Origin of the sequence: Terrisporobacter vanillatitrophus (assembly GCF_051148895.1) — a bacterium.
In the GTDB taxonomy this organism is placed as follows: Bacteria; Bacillota; Clostridia; order Peptostreptococcales; family Peptostreptococcaceae; genus Terrisporobacter; species Terrisporobacter vanillatitrophus.
This window is the reverse complement of sequence record NZ_CP154625.1, coordinates 356,422-375,842: the sequence shown is the minus strand read 5'-3', so window position 1 is coordinate 375,842 and position 19,421 is coordinate 356,422. Positions and strand designations below refer to the sequence as shown.

Here is a 19,421-nt window from a genome sequence, read left to right as displayed (position 1 = left end):
AGTTTTAATTAACTTTATTCATATCATTCATTACATTTAATATTATTTCGTCTGTTATTTGCATTCCTTTATCACTAACTTTACCTAAGTTTTGTATAGATTGCTCAACTTGCGTACCAACTATACCATTTAGTGGTGGTACTGAATATCCTTGTTTAGCTATTACAGCACTTTGAACTGCTGCTGATGCTGCTGAAGATAATTTTAATGCACATCCTGCTTTTGCACCATCACAAATCATACCACTTAAGTCAGCTATCATATTTTCTATAGCTCCATATATATGATTAATATTTCCATCCATTAACCAGGCTATACCTGCACTTGCTCCAGTTGATGCAGCTACACCACATCCACATACAGCAGATAATCTTCCAGTAAAGTTTTTAACATATGCAGTTATTAAGTGAGATATTGCAAGAGCTTTTGCTAATTTTTCATCACTTTGTGGGTACTTTGAGCTGTAAGCAACTATTGGAAGTATTGCTGTTAATCCATGGTTTCCAGATCCATTTGAACTCATAACAGGAAGTTTTGCTCCACCCATTCTTGCGTCAGACGCTGCAGCTGTTAAAAGCATAGCTTCTGTCATTATTCCATCTCCTAATAGTCCTTCTTCTATAGATTCCTTGATACCTCTACCAACGCCTATACCTATTTCATTTTCTAATCCGTATTTTGCCATATCCATATTCATAGTTACACCATCTAATAAGAATTTAATATCTTCTAAATTCATATTTTCAACGTTTTCAACTATTTCTTGTATTGTTATAGCGTCCATTATATTTTCTTTTTTCTCTACAGTTTGTGCTTCAGCTTTTTCTGCAAATCCGTCCACTTCATCTAATAGCACTAAACCATTTGCTTGTAAAAATACAAAATTATCATGTTTAGTTTTTATTATAACTCTTGATGTATTGTTTTTTCCTTCTAATCTTACATCTATAACAACCTTTTCTTTTGTATCTAAAGGTTCTACGCTTATTGGATTTTCATCCACATATTTTTCTGATTCTTTAACTTGTTCATCACTTAATCCTTCTAATAAAGTTAATCCGTCCTCAGATTTTCCTCCAATAAATCCCATAGCAACAGCTATTTTTAATCCTAATCTATCTGTTCCTGGTATTCCAACACACATTGCATTTTTATAAACATTTGGGCTAACTAATACTTTATGTTTTACTATTTCTTCTCCTAATAACTCTTTTGCTTTTGCACAAGCTAATGCTACGGCAACTGGCTCTGTACACCCTACTGCTGGTTTTACTTCAGTCTTTAATATATCAATTAAGTTTGTTCTTAAATCTCTCATTTTATAATCCTCCTCATAATTTAAAATAAATTATTATTTTTATACTGTCATCAAACTATAATATAGCAATTTACGTGCCAACTTTTTAAAAATATACAAAATAAAAAAATGAGATTAACGAGCCAAATTTATATACTTTAATAGATTATGTAATTATAAAGAATTATATAAATCTCAAAACAATCAAAAAAAATCTCAAAATGAGATTTTCGTATCATTTTGAGATTAAATTATATTTTTCAAGTTTTCTATATAATGTAGCTCTAGATATACCCAAGGCCTTTGCCACTAATTCCTTATCTTTCTTATAATGTTTATATTTATTAAATGCTTTTCCTATTTCTTCTTTTTCTAAGTCTTCTAAAGTTCTTATTTCCTCTTCTTTATGTGATTTTTCATCATAATATGTTGCTTTTATATTATTAGGTATAATATCTAAGGTTAATAAAGATGAAGTGGACATATTTATACTATATTCAATTATATTTTGTAGCTCTCTAACATTACCTGGCCATGTGTAATCAACCAAGGTCTTACTGGCATCCTCTTCTATGCCAATTACATCCTTATTTAGCTTATGAGCATATTCTTTTATCATATAATCAATTAGTAGAGGAATATCACTTTTACGTTGCCTTAAAGTTGGTAAAGTTATTGGAATTACTTTTAGTCTATAATACAAGTCTTCTCTAAATTGTCCATTTTTAACTAAATCTTCTAGATTTTTATTAGTTGCTGCAACAACTCTAACATCAATAAATATATTGGACTTTCCTCCAATTTTATCTAGCTCTCTTTCTTGTAGCACTCTTAAAAGCTTCCCTTGTAAGTGAATACTCATATCTCCTATTTCATCTAAAAATATAGTTCCTTTATGAGCCAACTCGAATTTACCTAGTTTCCCGCCTTTTTTAGCTCCTGTAAAAGCACCTTCCTCGTACCCAAATAATTCACTTTCCAATAAATTATCCGGTATGGCTGCACAATTAACTGCTACAAAAGGATAATCTGTTCTATCACTATGATTATGAATAGCTCTAGCGAAAAGTTCCTTACCTGTACCACTTTCACCTGTAATAAGCACTGTAGAATTTGATTGGGCCGCAATTAATGCCTTTTTCTTTGTATACTCCATTATTTCGCTACTACCAACAATATTATCTAGTGTAATTTTATAATCCTTATTAATTTTATTGTAATTTTTAATTGCTTCTTTATTTTCAATAAAATCAATAACATATCCTTTTAATTTATTTTTAACTACTATTTCACTAATGTTATATATTCCTTTTAAATTTCTTCCTTGTTTCTTGTAATAAAAAATACCAGTTTTATATTTTTCAAAATCTAAAGCTGATGGTTTTTTAATAAAATCTAGTAGATGAAAAATATTTCCACTTTCTAACTTTTCATCCTCTATATTAAAGCTTTCTCTAAATTTAACATTATACTTATCAATATTTCCCCTAGTATCTATGGATACTACTGCTTTGTTCATACCATTTAACAATATCTCCAATTTTTTCTTTTCAAGCTCTAATTCCTCTGTTTTGTTTTGTGCCTTCAATTTATTGGATATTAAATCTGCCATTTTTCCTAAAAAGTTAGTTAGATCCTTTGCATTGTCAGTTATTATTGAAGATTGTTCTTCATTAAATGCTATAAGACCCACCACTCCATAAGCATATCCATCTAGGGTGATTGGACAACATACTTCTGCATACTCTTTGCAATTACCATTGTTGGAACATATTTTGCAAATATCATTTTGCTCCGAATCATCAATATAAATTAATACTTGCTCTTCTAAACACTTTTTAAAAGCCGAGTATCCATTTACTCTTTCACCAATCTTGTCTAAATAAATTCCTGTTCCAGCTATTCTTATCAAGTTTTCATCAACTATAGTAACATCAATATTTAAAACTGAAAGCATAGCTTCAGCTATATTTTGAATATCATCTTTTATATCTTTTAGACCATTCATTTTCATCAATCCTTAGTTTTTCTAATATTTAGTAAAGATTTTATTTCTTTTAAAACAACATATATTCTATTTAATGTTACTTGAATAGTTATAAGAATTACAAATAACATTACAGCCCCCACAATGGTAAAATCAATACCCAATTTCAATTTTATCTCTCCTTTTAATAAATTTCCTTAACATATAATAAAAGACTAGGTTAACCTAGTCCTTTATTATATTATTTAATTATATTTTAGCTCTTTTACTTTTTTTTTCCTATATAAATGTATCTTTTATTTTCTATTTCTTTTAATGTTCCTTCAAAGTTAAATTTATTGAATATACTTTGTATTTCACTAGGATAATTATATTGTATATTATCTCCACAAATTCTATGTTTAAAATATTTTAATTTTACCCTTAGATCTTTTAAGTTTAAATCTTCAACTATTACTTCTCCATTATGCTTAAGTACCCTATTGATTTCTCTTACAGACTTATTACAATTTGCTGTATGATTTAAATAATCTAATATTATAATTTTATCAAAATAATTGTCATGGAAAGGCATATATTCTAACTGTCCACTTACTACAGTGCAATTTTCATTCATTACATGAGAGAAACAAATCTCTTCTCTATGACGATGTTCTAAAATAGTTACCTGAACACCAAAGGCTCTTATCCTCTTCCCTAGTTCGCCAACTTTGCCGACCAATAAGACTTTACTTCCGATATCATGTTTTATATTATTTAAAAATGATAGCACTTCTTCGGAAAATTCAAGTAATCCCGAACATGATTCGTATTTATTATATAGTAAACTTTCCACGTTACCCTCCCTATAAAGCTTTTCGTATAATTCCAGTCATTATTAGATTATAATAAATCCTAACTAAGTATTCAATACATATATTATTATTTCTAATATAATTTATTCTTCGTCATCTAAGGCAACTTTTTTTATTTTTGATACGGAAACTTCATAGGCTGTTCTTTTCACAGAATCACCGGCATCTAATTTTTTATCATAGACTCTACTTTGTACTCTTCCCCACATTTGGATTCTATCTCCAACACTAAGATTCTTTGCAAATTTGGCATTTCTTCCCCATACTATAGACGGGATGTAATCCGACTTATTATAAGGTCTATTAATTGCAACTAGCAAATCTGTTATTTCTCTTCCCAAAGGTGTTTTTCTATATACTGGTGATTTACATATATATCCATCTAAGAATATACTATTAGGGTCCTTTGTATCAATTTCTGATATAGCCTTTATTTCACGAACAAATACTGTTAAAACAAGCTTATTTTTATTATCAATATTTTTATTATATGATCTTAGTTGACCAACAACACTTACCAATTTTTCATTCTCAAAATCTATTTCTTGTAATAATCTTTCTGAGATAGTCATTGGAAGAACATCGTAGGAATTACTTAGTCTATTAATTTTTATTTTTGTGCTATAAAACTTTTCACCAAATATTTCATGGCTGAATTCTAATTCATCTTCTAGTTCACCTTTTAAATTTACAACATTAGTATCGTCCTTAACAATTATCATATTATTTTCCCCCCAAAATTGTTAATTATAACTTTATCTTTTCTTCTACCATAAATATATTTATAGTATTTACTTTTTATTACATTTAATCATTTTCCTGCAGACTTTGCTCGCCAGAAGAATTGACTTTGTAATTATTTTTGTAAATTAGATTAGACACTGTAACCATTTCATAATTTTTCTTTTCTAAATTAGCCAGACAATTATCCAAATATAAACCTACGTTTTTAACATTTGCGTGAAATAGTACAATTGAACCAGGCGAAGTATTTTTACTTACTCTATCTATCACATGTACTGGACCAATATTTTTCCAATCTCCAGAGTCCACATCCCATTTTATAGTGTAATATCCTAAAGATTTACAAGTGTTCATAGTATCTTTATCAACATTTCCAAAAGGAGGTCTGAATAAATTTACTTTTTTACCTGTTAAATTTTTTATTTTATTACTTGTTGATATTATTTCTTCTATCTTGTCTTCATTAGATATGTCTGGAAAAGAACTATGTGTGTTTGAATGATTACCTATTTCATGACCTCTACTATGTATTTCTTTGACTAATTCCTTGTTGTCATCCACCCAACTACCAACCAAAAAGAATGTAGCTTTTGCATTATGCTTATCTAATATGTCTAGTATTTCTTCAATATTCTCACTTCCCCAAGCAACATCAAAGGTTAGTGCAACCTTTTTATCCTTTGTATCAACTCTATTTATAGGTGTTTCATATCCCTGAATAACAGAGCATATATTTTTTATTCCCAATGCGAAACAACCTATAATAAATAAGGCTCCAAAAAATAAAGTTATGCTTAAGATAAAAGCCTTTGTTCTTTTATACGCTGAGTTCATTTTTTACCTCCTCTATAAAATACTCCTATAATATATTTATTTTTAAAAATTGAAAAAAATTACAAAAGCATGTACTAAAATTCGCCATGCTTTTATATTAATTTGTGTAAATAAATTAAATACTTAATTATAACTCTTTACTGAATTCGACTTTTTTGGATATATTTTTCAGAATATATCTTTTTCATTTGGAGAAATTATAAATAACATCAAATAAATGATGTTAATAAAATAAAATTTCAACTTAAGGAGGCAATTTATCATGTCAACATCTAATAACAGACAAGTAGTACCTGAAGCAAGAGCTGCATTAAATCAAATGAAATTAGAAATAGCTGGCGAATTAGGAATGTCTAATTACGAAAATATTGACAAAGGTAATTTAACTGCAAGACAAAATGGTTATGTTGGTGGATATATGACTAAAAAATTAGTTGAAATGGCTGAAAAACAAATGGCAGGTAAATAGTTTTATTTAAAAAACACATTAATGTAAGGCTACCTAATTAGGTAGCCTTTGTTATATATTTTTTTATTTTAAATACCACTTTTATTTTTTTATAATTTAGTTTAATATAATAATATAAATTGTTTTATGGAGGATAATAATATGTTTGAAAACTCAACCGAAGAGTTGGCATATCATAAACTTTTAATTTTATATATTTTAGACAAAATAAATATGGATTTAACTAACTCACAGATGACACAAGTTGTTTTAGAAACTGACATGATGAATTATTTCTCATTCCAACAAATATTATCACAACTTATGGATTCTAAGTTTATAAAACCATACAAAGACTCTGGCAGAGAGTACTATTGTCTAACACAAAAAGGACTTGAAACACTAGAGTACTTTTTAAACAGAATACCAGAATCTTATGCCGTCAAAATTGACGAATACATAAAAAATAATAAAGAAAGTTTATTAGCTGATACTCAAGTTAAATCTAGTTTTGTAAAACAAAGTGAAAATGAGTTTATTGTTAATTTAAGAGTTATTGAAAACCAAAGCAACCTAATAGATTTAAACTTAAACGTTTCATCAGAAAAACAAGCAAAACAAATATGCAATAATTGGAATAATAATGCTTCTAATATGTATGCAGAAGTTATAAATTTATTGATCCGAGATATACACTAGGGCCTACATACAAATAATTGTTGTAGGCTCTTTTCCTACTTTTATTTCCTTTATTAGTTTATTTGTAGAAGTGTCATAAACTCTTACTGAGTTTTTCTGAGTATCAGATATGAATAATTTTTCTTCGTCTGGGGAGATTTCTAATCCCTGAGGTATTCCATCTATGTTTATATTCCCAACATACTTTCCTAAACTATAATCTAGTATCTTTATATTTTTGTATCCTAAATCGGCTATATACACTTTTTTATCCTTATAATTAAAAGATATTTGTACTGGTAGCAAAAATTCATCAAAAACTCTTTTCGTAGCCAAAGTGTCTTCATCAATAATTACTACTTTCCCGTCTAAAGTTGATACGTAAATCTCATTCTTATACTTATCTAGTTGTACATGCCATGCCTTGAAATCTATATCTATTTTTCTTTCTATAACTTTATTAATAATATCAATACACGTTATTGAATCCATACAAGGAACATACAATTTTTTTCTAGGCAAATCAAAGCAAAAACCATGAGGCATGTCATCCACACAAATCATACCTATGGGATCTAATGTATTTTTATCCATAAAATAAATACTGTTGGAGTCTTCATTGGCAATAAACACCTCTTCCTCAAACATAGCTATTTGAGTTAAGCTTCCTCCAATAGATGAAGAGTCTATTATTTTTTCCTCTTTCATATCTAAAACATACAAGATACCATTACTAGAACTAGGCAAATACATCTTACTTTTCTCTTTGTCTATACAGAAGTGATGTGGATAAGTATTATCATCCAGTTTAATTTCTTTCTCTAAAGTTAAAGTTTCATAGTCTATTATGCTAATACTTTTTGATAGATAGTTCGAAACATACACCTTCATAGATTACCCTCCCTTCTATGTTTTTTATACTATAATAATATATTAGATAAAATATATAATTATTCTATTATAGTTGCTTTATATTATTTCTATTGTTATCATATTCATTGGACTATTACAAATAAGGAGTGTACATATATGAAAATAGAATTTCAAACTAACGGTGTTTGTTGCCGTCAAATAACTTTAGAAGTTGATGAAAATAATATAATAAGGGAAGCCAATTTTGAAGGTGGATGTAACGGAAACTTATCAGGTATAAGCAAATTAATAATTGGTCAAAACGCTAAAGAAGTTGCTGCAAAATTAGAAGGAACTACTTGTGGTTCTAAAGATACTTCATGTCCAGATCAATTATCAAAAGCAATAGTTGAGGCTTTATAGGCATTATAAAAGGTGGTTAAGCAATTTAACCACCTTTTTCATATTATTTAACTATTTTTCTAACATGTCCTATCATATACAAAGAACCTGCTGATATTATTATTTCATCTTCTGAAGCATTATCTAAAGCATATTTTACTGCATCATCTATATTTGAAATAGCAGTAACACTTGGTACATATTTTTCTATTTTTTCTTTTAACTCTTCACAACTCATGGATCTATCACTGTCTGGTGTAGTTGTAATAACTTTATCAAACTTATCCATAAGTATTTCAAGAACACTATCAATATCCTTATCTTTTAACATTCCTATTAATAAAGTCATTTTCTTTCCACTAAAGTATTTTTCTAGAGCTTTAGATAAAGATTTTGCTCCATCTTCATTATGAGCACCATCTATTATAAATGTTGGCTTATCTTTTATTTTTTCGATTCTACCAGGCCATCTAGTATTTATTAATGCTTTTCTTATAGCATCATAACTTATTTCTACTTTTCTCTCATCTCTTAATACTTTTATTACTGTCAATGCTAATACTGCATTGTTTACTTGATGCTCTCCTATTAGACTTATTTCCATATCTTCAAATTTCTCACCTAATATTGTACAATCAAATACTTGTGAATTTATATCAGACTTTTTAATTACTAAATTTTCAAAATTAGCTTCTACGTATTTAGTATTTTTTTCTTTACATACATTTTTTATCACTTCTTCGGCTTCTTGTTTTTGTTTATAAACAACTGCAATACTATCTTCTTTTATTATACCTGCTTTTTCATAAGCAATTTTTCCTAGTGTATCACCAAGAATTCCTATGTGGTCTAAACTAAGGGAAACTATTACACTAGCAAGTGGTGATTTGATCACATTTGTAGCATCATATCTTCCTCCCAAACCAACTTCAAGCACTACATAATCAACTTGTTGCTCATAGTAATAGTAAAATGCCATAGCAGTTTCTATTTCAAACTCTGTAGGATATGCATGTCCTTCAGATGCCATCTGTTCTATTTTCTCTTTCATTATGGTAATTATTCTTGCCACGTCTTCTTCTGGAATATTATTTCCATTAAGTCTTATTCTTTCTGTAAAAGTCTCCAAATATGGAGATGTGTAAAGACCTACTTTGTATCCTTGCTCCTTTAATGTGTTTGAAATAAAAGAACATACTGAACCTTTTCCGTTAGTTCCTGCCACATGAACGAATTTAAGCTTATCTTGTGGATTTCCTAATAATTCTAATAATTTAAAAGTATTTTCTAATCCTAATCTCATTCCAAATTTATGCGATTTTTCAATAAACTCCAGTGCCTCTTGGTAATTCATTTTTCTTCCTCCTCAACTAAATTAAGTATTTATATATAATTCTTCTTTATTTTTTTCAAAATTTAAGTATCTATAGTTTATTATAATACATTTTGAGGTTTATCACATGATTTGAGAAAAAATTAAAAGGCCATGTCTATAAAAATTTAATAAATATGGCCTTCTTTAGATTATAATTTTGATTCTATATTTTCAAGTCTTTCAATAACTGATTTTATCATTTCTTCGAATTTCTCTTTTTTAGCTTTTTCTTCGTTAACTAAACTTTCTGGTGCTTTAGCTAAGAAACCTTGGTTAGAAAGTTTCCCATTAACTCTTTTTATTTCGCCTTCTAATTTAGTTTTTTCTTTAGTTAATCTTTCTTTTTCTTTTTCAAAGTCAACTAATTCATCAAGTGGTATAAATATTTTAGCTCCATTTATAACAACTGATACAGCATCTTCTGGGATGTTATTTTCGTTGTCAGCTATTTCTACCATTGAAGCTGATGCTAGAGTTACAAAATACTCTCTCGTAGCTTCTACAGCTGATTTTTTCTCCTCAGTTGGAACTATTATTACTTTAGCTTTCTTAGATGGTGGAACATCCATTTCAGCTCTAGCGTTTCTTATATTTCTTATACCATCCATAGCAAGTTCCATCATTTCTTCTTCACTTGCCATATTATCTTCTTCTTTGTAGTGAGGCCAGTTAGCTATAACTATGCTTCCTTCTACAGTTGGAAGATAAGTGTATATTTCTTCTGTTATGAAAGGCATATATGGATGTAATAATTTTAATATAGTTTCAAGAACGTAAGTTAGAGTGTATAGAGCAGCTTTCTTAGCTTCTACATCATCTCCGTATAATCTTGGTTTAACTATTTCTATATACCAGTCACAGTACTCTGTCCATGCGAAATCATAGATTTTTTGTGCTGCTATACCTAAATCAAACTTGTCCATGTTGTCTATAACTTCTTTAACAACATTGTTTGCTCTAGATATTATCCATTTGTCTGCTATTGTTAAATTAGCTTCTACAGATTCTCTAGTCATACCATTCATTATTTCTTCGTCTATATTCATGAATACGAATCTAGATGCATTCCATAATTTATTAGCAAAGTTTCTAGATGCTTCAACTCTTTCCATATAGAATCTCATATCATTTCCTGGAGAGTTCCCAGTTACTAACATGAATCTTAAAGCATCAGCTCCATATTGGTCTATTACTTCAAGTGGATCTATACCATTTCCTAAAGACTTACTCATTTTTCTACCTTGAGAGTCTCTTACTAGTCCATGTATTAATACATGGTCAAATGGTTTTTCATTCATACAGAACATTCCTGCAAATGCCATTCTTACAACCCAGAAGAATATTATATCGTATCCAGTAACAAGTACGTTAGTTGGGTAGTAGTATTCTAATTCTTCAGTGTTATGAGGCCATCCTAATGTTGAGAAAGGCCATAAAGCAGACGAGAACCATGTATCTAATACATCTTCATCTTGCTTTAAGTCAGAGCATCCACATTTACATGCTTCTGGTTTTTCTTTAGCTACTATTACTTCACCACATTCTTGACAGTAGTAAGCAGGTATTTGGTGGCCCCACCATAACTGTCTAGAAATACACCAGTCTCTTATATTTTCTAACCATTGTAAATATGTTTTGTCATATCTTTCTGGTACAAATTCTAATTCTTTTGATTTTAATATATCTATAGCAGGTTTTGCTAGTTCATCCATTTTAACGAACCATTGCTCAGAAAGTCTTGGTTCTATTACCGTATGGCATCTGTAACAAGTACCAACTGCATGTGGATGATCTTTAACAGCTATAACATATCCTGCTTCTTCTAAATCTTTCATTAATTGTTTTCTACACTCATATCTGTCCATACCTTTGTATTTACCAGCAAGTTCATTCATAGTTCCATCTTCGTTCATAACGTTGATTTCTTCTAAGTTATGTCTTTGACCAACACCGAAATCGTTAGGGTCATGAGCAGGAGTCATTTTAACAGCTCCAGAACCGAAATCTTTATCAACATAGTCATCTGCTACTATTGGAAGCTCTCTTCCTACTATTGGAAGTATTGCAGTTTTTCCTACTAAGTGAGCATATCTTTCATCTTCTGGGTTTACAGCTATACCAGTATCTCCAAGCATAGTTTCTGGTCTAGTAGTAGCTATTTCTAAGAAATCGTCACTATCTTTTAAGAAGTATTTTATATGATAGAAGTTTCCATCTTTTTCTTCATGTTCAACTTCAGCATCAGATAATGTAGTTTTACAATCTGGACACCAGTTTATTATTCTGTTTCCTCTATATATTTGACCTTTTTCATAAAGTTTTACGAAGAAATCAGTAACTGCTTCGTTACATCCTTCATCCATTGTAAATCTTTCTCTATCCCAGTCACAAGAGTCTCCTAATTGTTGCATTTGGTCTACTATTTTTCTACCAAATTCATTTCTCCAGTCCATAGCTCTCTTTAGGAATTCTTCTCTTCCTAATTCGTACTTAGTTTTTCCTTCTTGCGCTTTTATTCTTTCAACAACTTTAACTTCTGTTGCTATAGAAGCATGGTCAGTTCCTGGTTGCCATAAAGTTTCAAAACCATCCATACGTTTCCATCTTATAAGAACGTCTTGTAATGTATGGTCAAGGGCATGCCCCATATGTAATTGCCCTGTTATATTTGGTGGTGGTAAAACTATACAGTAAGGTTTCTTATCAGGATTTGGGCTTGATTTGAAGTAACCTTTGTTTAACCACTCATCATATAGTCTTTTTTCAAAGTCTTTTGGATCATAAGTTTTTGATAAGTTTTTGATTTCCATTGTTGTTTCCTCCTTTTATTATTAATATCTTTTTTTCAAATTAAAAAGAGCCCTTCATCCTATAAATAAGGACGAAAAGCTCGCGTTACCACCTTAATTCCATACTAGATTATAAATCTACTATGGCTCTTAATAGATTTTAACGATTCCCACCGTCTAAGCTTACTACTTGTTCAGTTTAGAAACTCCAAAGCTACCTTCTGTAAACATTTACTAAGAAAATCTTTCAGCTACTGATTTCCCTCTCTTGTAGTGTATTTACATACTCCTCTTTTTCACAGTTTTTATATTAAATTATTATTAATATTTATTATAACTAATTTTCATGATTATTGTCAATTTAATTATATGTTATTCTATATTGTCGAAACTACTACCAAAAATTCTTTGGTTTTACATCATGAGTAATAGGTCTTATATCATATCCTCTTTCTTTTAATATAATTAAAACTTCATTTAAACAGCTTACTGTTCTTTGGTTTTCGTGTAATAAAATAACTATTTCACTTTTATCTCTTGCATAATATAATATATTGCTTACTATTTGATCTTTTGATGATTTCCAATCCTCTGTATCTATGGTCCAATCCCAAACTAAAAAACCTTCATCTATAAATTTATTATAAATACTTTCTATCATACCGGGTTTACTACCAAAAGGAATTCTAACTAATCTAGATGTCTTTCCTGTTATATTATAGAAAGTTCTATTACAAGTTTTAAATTCTTCTATGGCTGAATCCTCTGTTTCATAAAGTTTGCTTAACTTATGACTAACTCCATGAAAGCCTACTCCATGTCCTTCATTTACTAACCTTCTGACAACATTTTTAAATACTATCATATTATCGTTAAGCATAAAAAAAGTTCCCTTTACATTGTTTTCGTCCAAAATATCTACTATCTGTCTAGTATATCTGGTTGGGCCGTCATCAAAGGTAATATATGCAATTTTATCACTTTCAACACCATTAACTACTTTGCTATTAACTACTAAAACACTTACTGTAATTAATATAAGAAAAATAAATGATTTTATTATTATGTTTTTCCTTAGTCTCTTCATGAATAGTCACTTCTCTAATTATATTTTATACAGTAATTGTTTCCTTAATTTTATACTTTTATTCAAGCTAATATTAATTATTAACTCCTATTAATTCTTCTAGTAATAACATGGATAGTTTTTTAACAATTTTCTATTATCTAACAAAATATTAATAAGAAGGATTGATATTAAATCTTTTATTATTCTAGTTAAGTCATCATTAGAAAAATGAATATAATAAATTTCACCTTCATCCATATCTTTGTAAACTTTTTCTTTATAACCCAAATAAATTTTATTAACTAAATTATCAAAATCATCTCTATTTGGAAATGGTAATAACACACTTTGTGGAGTTTCCCTAAGTACTTTTTTTATTTCAATATTAATATCATTATAAATTTTAGGATAATAATTTATAGATAAACTCCTACAATATTCATAGTAGTTGCTCATTTAATCACCTCATATATTTTTATTTATCTCTTTATAAAATATATGCTAAAAAAAAATAAAACTGCTTTTAAACAGTTTTATTTTTTAAATCTATCCAATTTCTATCATCTCGCCATTTTTAGCATAGATAATTTTTTCACATATATTAGTTATATGATCACCAATTCTTTCAAGATATCTACCTATAAATACTAATCTCATTCCTTGATTAATATTTTTGCCTGGATCATTATGCATAATTTGTAAGCAATCTTGTCTTACTCTTTCATACAGCACATCTATCTCATTATCTTTTTGACCTATTTCATAAGCTAAATTTGCATTATCATCTTTTAATGCAACCCATAAATCTTTAAGCATTTCACAACATATTTCTTTCATTATAGGTATGTCTATTAACTCTTTTATAAATGGTTCTTCACCTATTTCTAAACTTTCTCTACATATATTAGCTGCATAGTCACCTATTCTTTCTAATTCTGTAGATATATCACAAATAGCATAAATATATCTTAGGTCCCTAGCTAAAGGTTGCTTTAAGGCCATAAGTTCTATACTTCTATCTCTTATATATTCCCTTAATATATCAATATCATCATCTTCTCTAATTATTTTTTTTGTGCTTTTCATGTCTTTCTTTATCATATATTCTACTGATAAATCAACAGAATCCTGGCACTTTTCAATCATTCTTAAAGTATATTCTTTAAGAGATTGAATACTTACATCTAAATTAGTAATAACCATTATTCGCCCCTCTTTCTTAAATAATTAATCTTAACCAAATCTTCCTGTAATATAATCCTCTGTTCTCTTATCAGATGGTATAGTGAATATGTCTTTAGTATTATTATACTCTATTAGCTCACCATTTAAAAAGAATCCTGTTTCATCTGATATACGAGCCGCTTGTTGCATATTATGAGTAACTATTACAATAGTATAATCTTTCTTTAATTCAAAGATTAACTCTTCAACTTTTGCTGTAGATATAGGGTCAAGAGCTGAAGTTGGTTCATCCATTAAGATTACATCTGGTTTCATTGCTATAGTTCTTGCTATACATACTCTTTGTTGCTGTCCTCCAGATAAACCAAGGGCTGGAGATTTTAATCTATCTTTTACTTCTTCCCAAATAGCTGCTCCTTTTAAACTTTCCTCTACTATTTTATCTAAAGTTTTTTTATCTTTTATTCCATGTACTCTAGGTCCATAAGCTACGTTATCATATATACTCATTGGGAATAAGTTTGGTTTTTGGAATACCATACCTATTTTGGTTCTTAGCTTTATTACATCATTATTTTTGTAAATATCATCGCCATCAACTGTTACTATGCCTTTTATTTTAACATCTTCTATTAAGTCATTCATTCTATTTAATGTTCTTAAAAAAGTTGATTTCCCACATCCTGATGGTCCTATTAAAGCAGTAACCTTATTTGGTTTTATATCCATATTTATTTTCTTTAAAGCTTGTTTTTCTCCGTAAAACAAATCTAAATCTTTAACACTTAATTTATTTGAATTATTCATACTCATCTCAATATCTCCTTTTATATCATGCCCACTATATATTACCTTTACTTAACTTTTTAGCAATTAGTTTCGTACTTGTATTTAGAATTAATACTATTATAATTAATACTACGCCTACACTAGCTGCTCCACTTATATCACCCATTTCTTTTGTTAAAAGATATGAATGAACAGTTAATGTTCTAGCACTGTCAAATATACTTGTTGGCATACTAGCAACTGTTCCTGCTGTTAATAATATAGCTGCTGATTCACCGATTACACGCCCTATTGATAATATAACTCCTGATAATATTCCTGGAAGTGCACTTGGTATTATAACTTTATATAAAGTTTGAAACTTTGTAGCTCCCATTGCCAATGATCCTTCTCTAAATTCATTTGGCACTGTTTTTAAAGCTTCTTCTGTTGTTCTTATGATTACAGGAAGTATTATTATGGATACTGTTAAAGCCCCTGCAATTATTGAGTATTGCATTTTTAATGTTACAACAAAGAATATTCCCCCAAATAAACCATAAATTATGGATGGTATCCCTGCTAAACATTCTGCAGCAAATCTTATGATTTCTACTATCTTACCTTTTTTAGCATATTCATTAAGATATATTGCTGATAAAATACCTATTGGAGTTGCTATAGCTATGGCGATTACTACCATATACACAGTACTTATTATCATTGGTAAAATCCCGCCATCTCCTGATGCTGAATAATCATTAAATATATAACTTAAGTTAATTCCTTTAATTCCGTTAACAAATATAAATCCTACTATTAGTACTAATAATCCCACTGTCACAAATGATGATAAATATAATAGTAAGCTTAAAAAATTATCTTTAATTTTTCTCATCTTACTGATCTCCCTTACTAGTAAGTTTTCTTAATACTAGATTAAGTATTAGTATAAACATGAATAATACAACACCTGTAGCAAATAGCATTTCTTGATGCGTTCCGTATGCATATCCCATTTCAAGAGCTATATTTGTAGTTAAAGGTCTTACACTGTCTACAATAGAAGTAGGTATAACAGGTGAATTTCCTGCAACTAATATAACTGCCATTGTTTCCCCTATAGCTCTACCTATTCCTAATACTACCGCTGCAAGTATTCCTGATTTTGCTGCTGGTAAAAGAACCTTAAAAATAGTTTCTATCTTTGATGCTCCAAGGGCCAATGATCCTTCTTTATAAGCTTTTGGTACTGCTTTTATTGCAGTTTGTGAAACTGATATTATTGTTGGTAACATCATTATTGCTAAAACTAGTATTACTGCTAATAAACTTTGTCCTTTTGGTAAATTTAATAGTTTTTGAATATTTGGTACTATAAATGCTAAACCAAATAATCCATATAATACGGAAGGTATTCCTGCAAGTAATTCTACTGCTGGTGATATAATTTTTTGCACAGGCTTTGGTGCTATCTCAGCTAAAAATACTGCTGTAAATATTCCTATTGGAACTCCTATTATTAAAGAACCCATTGTAGCTAATATAGATGCTACTATCATTGGAGCCACACCAAATTTATTTGAGCTTGGTAACCAATCTGTTCCTGTTAGGAAGTCTACAAATGAATATCCTTTAAATAAAAATGGCGTTAAACCTTTATAAAATACGAATCCTATAATCAATAGTAAACTTATTACCGATATTGATGCACTTATCATAAATACTTTACTTGATATCTTCTCTACTAAATATTTTCTATTATTATTGTTGTCTTTATTTTTATCTTTGGTGACGATTTGATTTTTTCCTGTAATCTGTTGATTAATCAAAACATTTCCCCCTTCATTCTTTCAATTTATTTAAATGTATTTTTATATTTCTACAATTCAATGATACATTCTAAAGGTTAAATGTATATTAGATTTAGGTTAAGTCTGTGTAAAATTCACTTCGCTCATATGGTCAAAATAAAAAAGGAGAAATAATACAAAATTTGTATTACTTCTCCTAAAACAAAACAGCATATGTTGAATAATAACTCTTAAGATAAATTATTTATAATTTTAATTTATTAATCTAAAAATTCTATTAAGTCTTTTCCTAGTTTAGCTACTCTAGCTAAGGAATAAACATCATATCCTTTTTCTTCTAACTTCCCTCTTCCAACTTGGAAAGATTTTTCTATAACAATTCCTATTCCAGCAACAGTTGCTCCAGCTTCTTCTACTAGTCTAGCTGCTCCTAAAGCTGCTTCTCCATTTGCTAAGAAATCGTCTATTATAAGAACTTTATCATCAGCATTAATGTAGTTTTTAGATAAAGTTAATTCGTAGTTCATAGCTTTTGTAAATGAGTGTACTGTTGTTTGATAAACTTCTCCATTTAATATTTTAGATTGTTGTTTTTTTAAAGTTACCATAGGTAATTCCATTTGAAGGGCAGTCATAGCAGTTGGTGCTATTCCTGAACTTTCTATTGTAAGTATTCTAGTTATACCATGATTTTTGAAATATTCTTTGAAGTAAGTTCCCATTTCATACATTAATTTTGCATCTACTTGATGATTTAAAAATGAATCTACTTTAAGAACTGTTTCATTTAATGATCTTCCATCTTTTAATATTCTATCTTTTAATACTTTCATTTTATATTGCCTCTCTATTTAATTCATTATTATTTTTTTCTTTTTTGCCTTCTGTAAGTATTATATTTAAAAGTAAAGCAACTATTGTTCCAGTTGATATACCTGAAGAAAATATCATTTGTAATCCTTCTGGTAATTGTGATATAAAGTCTGGTCTAAAAGTAACCCCAAGGCCAAGGCCTATAGAAGTTGCTATTATTAATAGATTTCTATCATTTATTTCTACTCTACTTAATGTTTTTATTCCTGCTGCTGCAACAGTTCCAAACATTACTATACCAACACCACCAAGAACTGGTTGTGGTATTCCATTTATTAAAGCTGCAAATTGAGGGAATAAACCAAGTATAACTAATAATATACCTGCCATTATTGCCACATGTTTACTTGCCACTTTTGTTAATGGTATTAATCCTACATTTTGGCTGAAAGATGTATTTGGGAATGCTCCCACAGCTCCACCAATCATACTTCCTACACCATCAGCTAATACTCCCGATCCAACTCTTTTATCATCCATATCTACGTTAGATACTTCACCTATAGCTTTTAAGCAACCTACAGTCTCTATTGTTGTAACAAAATATGCTGGTAAGAATGCTATTAAAGCTTTTAAATCAAAGGTTACTCCATATTGGAATATTTGTGGTATTGCTATAAAGTTTGCTTGTGTTACTGATGAAAAATCAACTTTTCCAAGAGGTATACAAATTATATATCCTATAACCATTCCTATAAGTATAGATGCACTACTTAACATTCCTTTTCCGTATCTATTTAAAAGTAAAGTAATTATCATAACAAGCATTGCTATTGATACATTTGCTAAGCTACCATAATCAGCTGCTCCTACTCCTCCAGCTGCCCAGTCCATTGATACTGGAAGTAGCGTAAGTCCTATTAAGCAAACTACTGTACCTGTTACTATTGGTGGAAATAACTTCATTAAAGGCTTTATAAAATAACTTAATATAATTTCAAAAAATGCGCCTAAAATTGTTGCTCCTATTATTCCTGGCAATCCTAATACAGAACCTACCGATATAGCTGGTGATACAAAAGTAAAATCTGTTCCCATGATACATGCAACCTTAGATCCTATTCTACCGACTCCTTTTGCTTGGATTATTGTAGCTATACCTGCTGCTAATATTGATGCACTAATTACAGCGGTTGACATAGTAGCATCAAATCCTAATGCACTAGATATTACTAATGGAACAACTATAATTCCTCCAAATGCCGCAAATATATGCTGAAGTCCTAGAAGAACCTTTGTAGCCAAGGTTGGATTATCTTCAACCCCATACTTTAAATTGTTTAATTGTTTTTTGTTTGATGAACTCATAACACTATCTCCCGTAATTTTATTTTTGTGTTTATGACTCAGTTTCTCATAGTTTCATAGAATTTTTAAGAACCAAAAAACACCTCGATATAAATATCGAGGTGTTTAGCTCAAAATAAATACAAAATAACCTAAGTTAATTTA

The 19,421-nt window shown here is 29.2% G+C and carries 20 protein-coding genes and 1 other annotated feature; of the genes, 3 read left to right on the top strand and 17 right to left on the bottom strand.

Features of this window, described 5'->3' with window-relative positions; all coding sequences use genetic code 11:
* Window positions 1-4 precede the first annotated feature (4 nt).
* The 6 genes from TVTCOM_RS02030 to TVTCOM_RS02005 all read right to left on the bottom strand — a co-directional run bounded on the left by TVTCOM_RS02030 (window position 5) and on the right by TVTCOM_RS02005 (window position 5,716).
* Entirely contained in the window at window positions 5-1,318 is a 1,314-nt protein-coding gene (locus TVTCOM_RS02030) for a serine dehydratase subunit alpha family protein (protein ID WP_434798187.1), read from the bottom strand.
* Between the two features lie 214 nt (window positions 1,319-1,532).
* On the bottom strand, window positions 1,533-3,305 hold the full coding sequence (locus TVTCOM_RS02025) for a sigma-54 interaction domain-containing protein (RefSeq protein WP_434798186.1): 1,773 nt from the start codon (window positions 3,303-3,305) through the stop codon (window positions 1,533-1,535).
* Between the two features lie 5 nt (window positions 3,306-3,310).
* The gene (locus TVTCOM_RS02020; protein ID WP_434798185.1) at window positions 3,311-3,454 is read right to left on the bottom strand and encodes a hypothetical protein; all 144 of its coding nucleotides are present in this window, start codon (window positions 3,452-3,454) and stop codon (window positions 3,311-3,313) included.
* 95 nt (window positions 3,455-3,549) lie between these two features.
* Window positions 3,550-4,119 (bottom strand): class I SAM-dependent methyltransferase, encoded by a 570-nt coding sequence (locus TVTCOM_RS02015; protein ID WP_434798184.1) that lies wholly within the window; start codon window positions 4,117-4,119, stop codon window positions 3,550-3,552.
* Window positions 4,120-4,221: 102 nt separating this feature from the next.
* The gene (locus TVTCOM_RS02010; protein ID WP_434798183.1) at window positions 4,222-4,860 is read right to left on the bottom strand and encodes a single-stranded DNA-binding protein; all 639 of its coding nucleotides are present in this window, start codon (window positions 4,858-4,860) and stop codon (window positions 4,222-4,224) included.
* 85 nt (window positions 4,861-4,945) lie between these two features.
* Window positions 4,946-5,716, bottom strand: coding sequence for a polysaccharide deacetylase family protein (locus tag TVTCOM_RS02005; protein WP_434798182.1), 771 nt, complete (start codon window positions 5,714-5,716; stop codon window positions 4,946-4,948).
* Window positions 5,717-5,978: 262 nt separating this feature from the next.
* Between TVTCOM_RS02005 and TVTCOM_RS02000 the strand changes: the two genes are divergently transcribed.
* Window positions 5,979-6,185 (top strand): alpha/beta-type small acid-soluble spore protein, encoded by a 207-nt coding sequence (locus tag TVTCOM_RS02000; protein ID WP_018591798.1) that lies wholly within the window; start codon window positions 5,979-5,981, stop codon window positions 6,183-6,185.
* Between the two features lie 141 nt (window positions 6,186-6,326).
* The gene (locus TVTCOM_RS01995) at window positions 6,327-6,863 is read left to right on the top strand and encodes a DUF4364 family protein (protein WP_018591799.1); all 537 of its coding nucleotides are present in this window, start codon (window positions 6,327-6,329) and stop codon (window positions 6,861-6,863) included.
* A gap of 3 nt (window positions 6,864-6,866) precedes the next feature.
* Here the strand turns inward: TVTCOM_RS01995 and TVTCOM_RS01990 are convergent, their stop codons facing one another.
* Window positions 6,867-7,733, bottom strand: coding sequence for a YncE family protein (locus TVTCOM_RS01990; protein ID WP_434798181.1), 867 nt, complete (start codon window positions 7,731-7,733; stop codon window positions 6,867-6,869).
* A gap of 138 nt (window positions 7,734-7,871) precedes the next feature.
* On the opposite strand from TVTCOM_RS01990, the gene TVTCOM_RS01985 reads away from it, so the two are divergent.
* Window positions 7,872-8,117, top strand: a complete 246-nt coding sequence (locus TVTCOM_RS01985) for a TIGR03905 family TSCPD domain-containing protein (RefSeq protein WP_434798180.1) — start codon at window positions 7,872-7,874, stop codon at window positions 8,115-8,117.
* A gap of 43 nt (window positions 8,118-8,160) precedes the next feature.
* Here the strand turns inward: TVTCOM_RS01985 and TVTCOM_RS01980 are convergent, their stop codons facing one another.
* The 10 genes from TVTCOM_RS01980 to TVTCOM_RS01935 all read right to left on the bottom strand — a co-directional run bounded on the left by TVTCOM_RS01980 (window position 8,161) and on the right by TVTCOM_RS01935 (window position 19,277).
* The gene (locus tag TVTCOM_RS01980; RefSeq protein WP_434798179.1) at window positions 8,161-9,450 is read right to left on the bottom strand and encodes a bifunctional folylpolyglutamate synthase/dihydrofolate synthase; all 1,290 of its coding nucleotides are present in this window, start codon (window positions 9,448-9,450) and stop codon (window positions 8,161-8,163) included.
* A 170-nt stretch (window positions 9,451-9,620) separates the two neighbouring features.
* The gene (locus tag TVTCOM_RS01975) at window positions 9,621-12,281 is read right to left on the bottom strand and encodes a valine--tRNA ligase (protein WP_434798178.1); all 2,661 of its coding nucleotides are present in this window, start codon (window positions 12,279-12,281) and stop codon (window positions 9,621-9,623) included.
* A 64-nt stretch (window positions 12,282-12,345) separates the two neighbouring features.
* Window positions 12,346-12,569: a binding site (T-box leader), on the bottom strand.
* Between the two features lie 85 nt (window positions 12,570-12,654).
* The gene (locus tag TVTCOM_RS01970; RefSeq protein ID WP_434798177.1) at window positions 12,655-13,347 is read right to left on the bottom strand and encodes a polysaccharide deacetylase family protein; all 693 of its coding nucleotides are present in this window, start codon (window positions 13,345-13,347) and stop codon (window positions 12,655-12,657) included.
* Window positions 13,348-13,446: 99 nt separating this feature from the next.
* Complete coding sequence (locus tag TVTCOM_RS01965; protein ID WP_434798176.1) at window positions 13,447-13,785, bottom strand: hypothetical protein; 339 nt, start codon at window positions 13,783-13,785, stop codon at window positions 13,447-13,449.
* A gap of 90 nt (window positions 13,786-13,875) precedes the next feature.
* The gene (gene phoU, locus TVTCOM_RS01960) at window positions 13,876-14,532 is read right to left on the bottom strand and encodes a phosphate signaling complex protein PhoU (RefSeq protein ID WP_434798175.1); all 657 of its coding nucleotides are present in this window, start codon (window positions 14,530-14,532) and stop codon (window positions 13,876-13,878) included.
* Between the two features lie 30 nt (window positions 14,533-14,562).
* A complete protein-coding gene (pstB, locus tag TVTCOM_RS01955; RefSeq protein WP_434798174.1) occupies window positions 14,563-15,327 on the bottom strand; it encodes a phosphate ABC transporter ATP-binding protein PstB in 765 nt (254 codons plus the stop codon).
* A 28-nt stretch (window positions 15,328-15,355) separates the two neighbouring features.
* A complete protein-coding gene (pstA, locus tag TVTCOM_RS01950) occupies window positions 15,356-16,180 on the bottom strand; it encodes a phosphate ABC transporter permease PstA (protein ID WP_434798173.1) in 825 nt (274 codons plus the stop codon).
* 1 nt (window position 16,181) lies between these two features.
* The gene (pstC, locus tag TVTCOM_RS01945) at window positions 16,182-17,003 is read right to left on the bottom strand and encodes a phosphate ABC transporter permease subunit PstC (protein ID WP_434799707.1); all 822 of its coding nucleotides are present in this window, start codon (window positions 17,001-17,003) and stop codon (window positions 16,182-16,184) included.
* A gap of 353 nt (window positions 17,004-17,356) precedes the next feature.
* Window positions 17,357-17,929, bottom strand: coding sequence for a xanthine phosphoribosyltransferase (locus TVTCOM_RS01940; protein ID WP_434798172.1), 573 nt, complete (start codon window positions 17,927-17,929; stop codon window positions 17,357-17,359).
* A 1-nt stretch (window position 17,930) separates the two neighbouring features.
* A complete protein-coding gene (locus tag TVTCOM_RS01935) occupies window positions 17,931-19,277 on the bottom strand; it encodes a nucleobase:cation symporter-2 family protein (protein ID WP_434798171.1) in 1,347 nt (448 codons plus the stop codon).
* Window positions 19,278-19,421: the final 144 nt, after the last annotated feature.

Excerpts from the sequence above, each read along its gene's own strand:
- TVTCOM_RS02030 (WP_434798187.1), bottom strand. The coding sequence starts at position 1,318 with ATGAGAGATTTAAGAACAAACTTAATTGATATATTAAAGACTGAAGTA.
- TVTCOM_RS02025 (WP_434798186.1), bottom strand. The coding sequence starts at position 3,305 with ATGAATGGTCTAAAAGATATAAAAGATGATATTCAAAATATAGCTGAA.
- TVTCOM_RS02010 (WP_434798183.1), bottom strand. The coding sequence starts at position 4,860 with ATGATAATTGTTAAGGACGATACTAATGTTGTAAATTTAAAAGGTGAA.
- TVTCOM_RS02005 (WP_434798182.1), bottom strand. The coding sequence starts at position 5,716 with ATGAACTCAGCGTATAAAAGAACAAAGGCTTTTATCTTAAGCATAACT.
- TVTCOM_RS02000 (WP_018591798.1), top strand. The coding sequence starts at position 5,979 with ATGTCAACATCTAATAACAGACAAGTAGTACCTGAAGCAAGAGCTGCA.
- TVTCOM_RS01995 (WP_018591799.1), top strand. The coding sequence starts at position 6,327 with ATGTTTGAAAACTCAACCGAAGAGTTGGCATATCATAAACTTTTAATT.
- TVTCOM_RS01990 (WP_434798181.1), bottom strand. The coding sequence starts at position 7,733 with ATGAAGGTGTATGTTTCGAACTATCTATCAAAAAGTATTAGCATAATA.
- TVTCOM_RS01985 (WP_434798180.1), top strand. The coding sequence starts at position 7,872 with ATGAAAATAGAATTTCAAACTAACGGTGTTTGTTGCCGTCAAATAACT.
- TVTCOM_RS01980 (WP_434798179.1), bottom strand. The coding sequence starts at position 9,450 with ATGAATTACCAAGAGGCACTGGAGTTTATTGAAAAATCGCATAAATTT.
- TVTCOM_RS01975 (WP_434798178.1), bottom strand. The coding sequence starts at position 12,281 with ATGGAAATCAAAAACTTATCAAAAACTTATGATCCAAAAGACTTTGAA.
- TVTCOM_RS01970 (WP_434798177.1), bottom strand. The coding sequence starts at position 13,347 with ATGAAGAGACTAAGGAAAAACATAATAATAAAATCATTTATTTTTCTT.
- TVTCOM_RS01965 (WP_434798176.1), bottom strand. The coding sequence starts at position 13,785 with ATGAGCAACTACTATGAATATTGTAGGAGTTTATCTATAAATTATTAT.
- phoU (WP_434798175.1), bottom strand. The coding sequence starts at position 14,532 with ATGGTTATTACTAATTTAGATGTAAGTATTCAATCTCTTAAAGAATAT.
- pstB (WP_434798174.1), bottom strand. The coding sequence starts at position 15,327 with ATGAGTATGAATAATTCAAATAAATTAAGTGTTAAAGATTTAGATTTG.
- pstA (WP_434798173.1), bottom strand. The coding sequence starts at position 16,180 with ATGAGAAAAATTAAAGATAATTTTTTAAGCTTACTATTATATTTATCA.
- pstC (WP_434799707.1), bottom strand. The coding sequence starts at position 17,003 with ATGATAAGTGCATCAATATCGGTAATAAGTTTACTATTGATTATAGGA.
- TVTCOM_RS01940 (WP_434798172.1), bottom strand. The coding sequence starts at position 17,929 with ATGAAAGTATTAAAAGATAGAATATTAAAAGATGGAAGATCATTAAAT.
- TVTCOM_RS01935 (WP_434798171.1), bottom strand. The coding sequence starts at position 19,277 with ATGAGTTCATCAAACAAAAAACAATTAAACAATTTAAAGTATGGGGTT.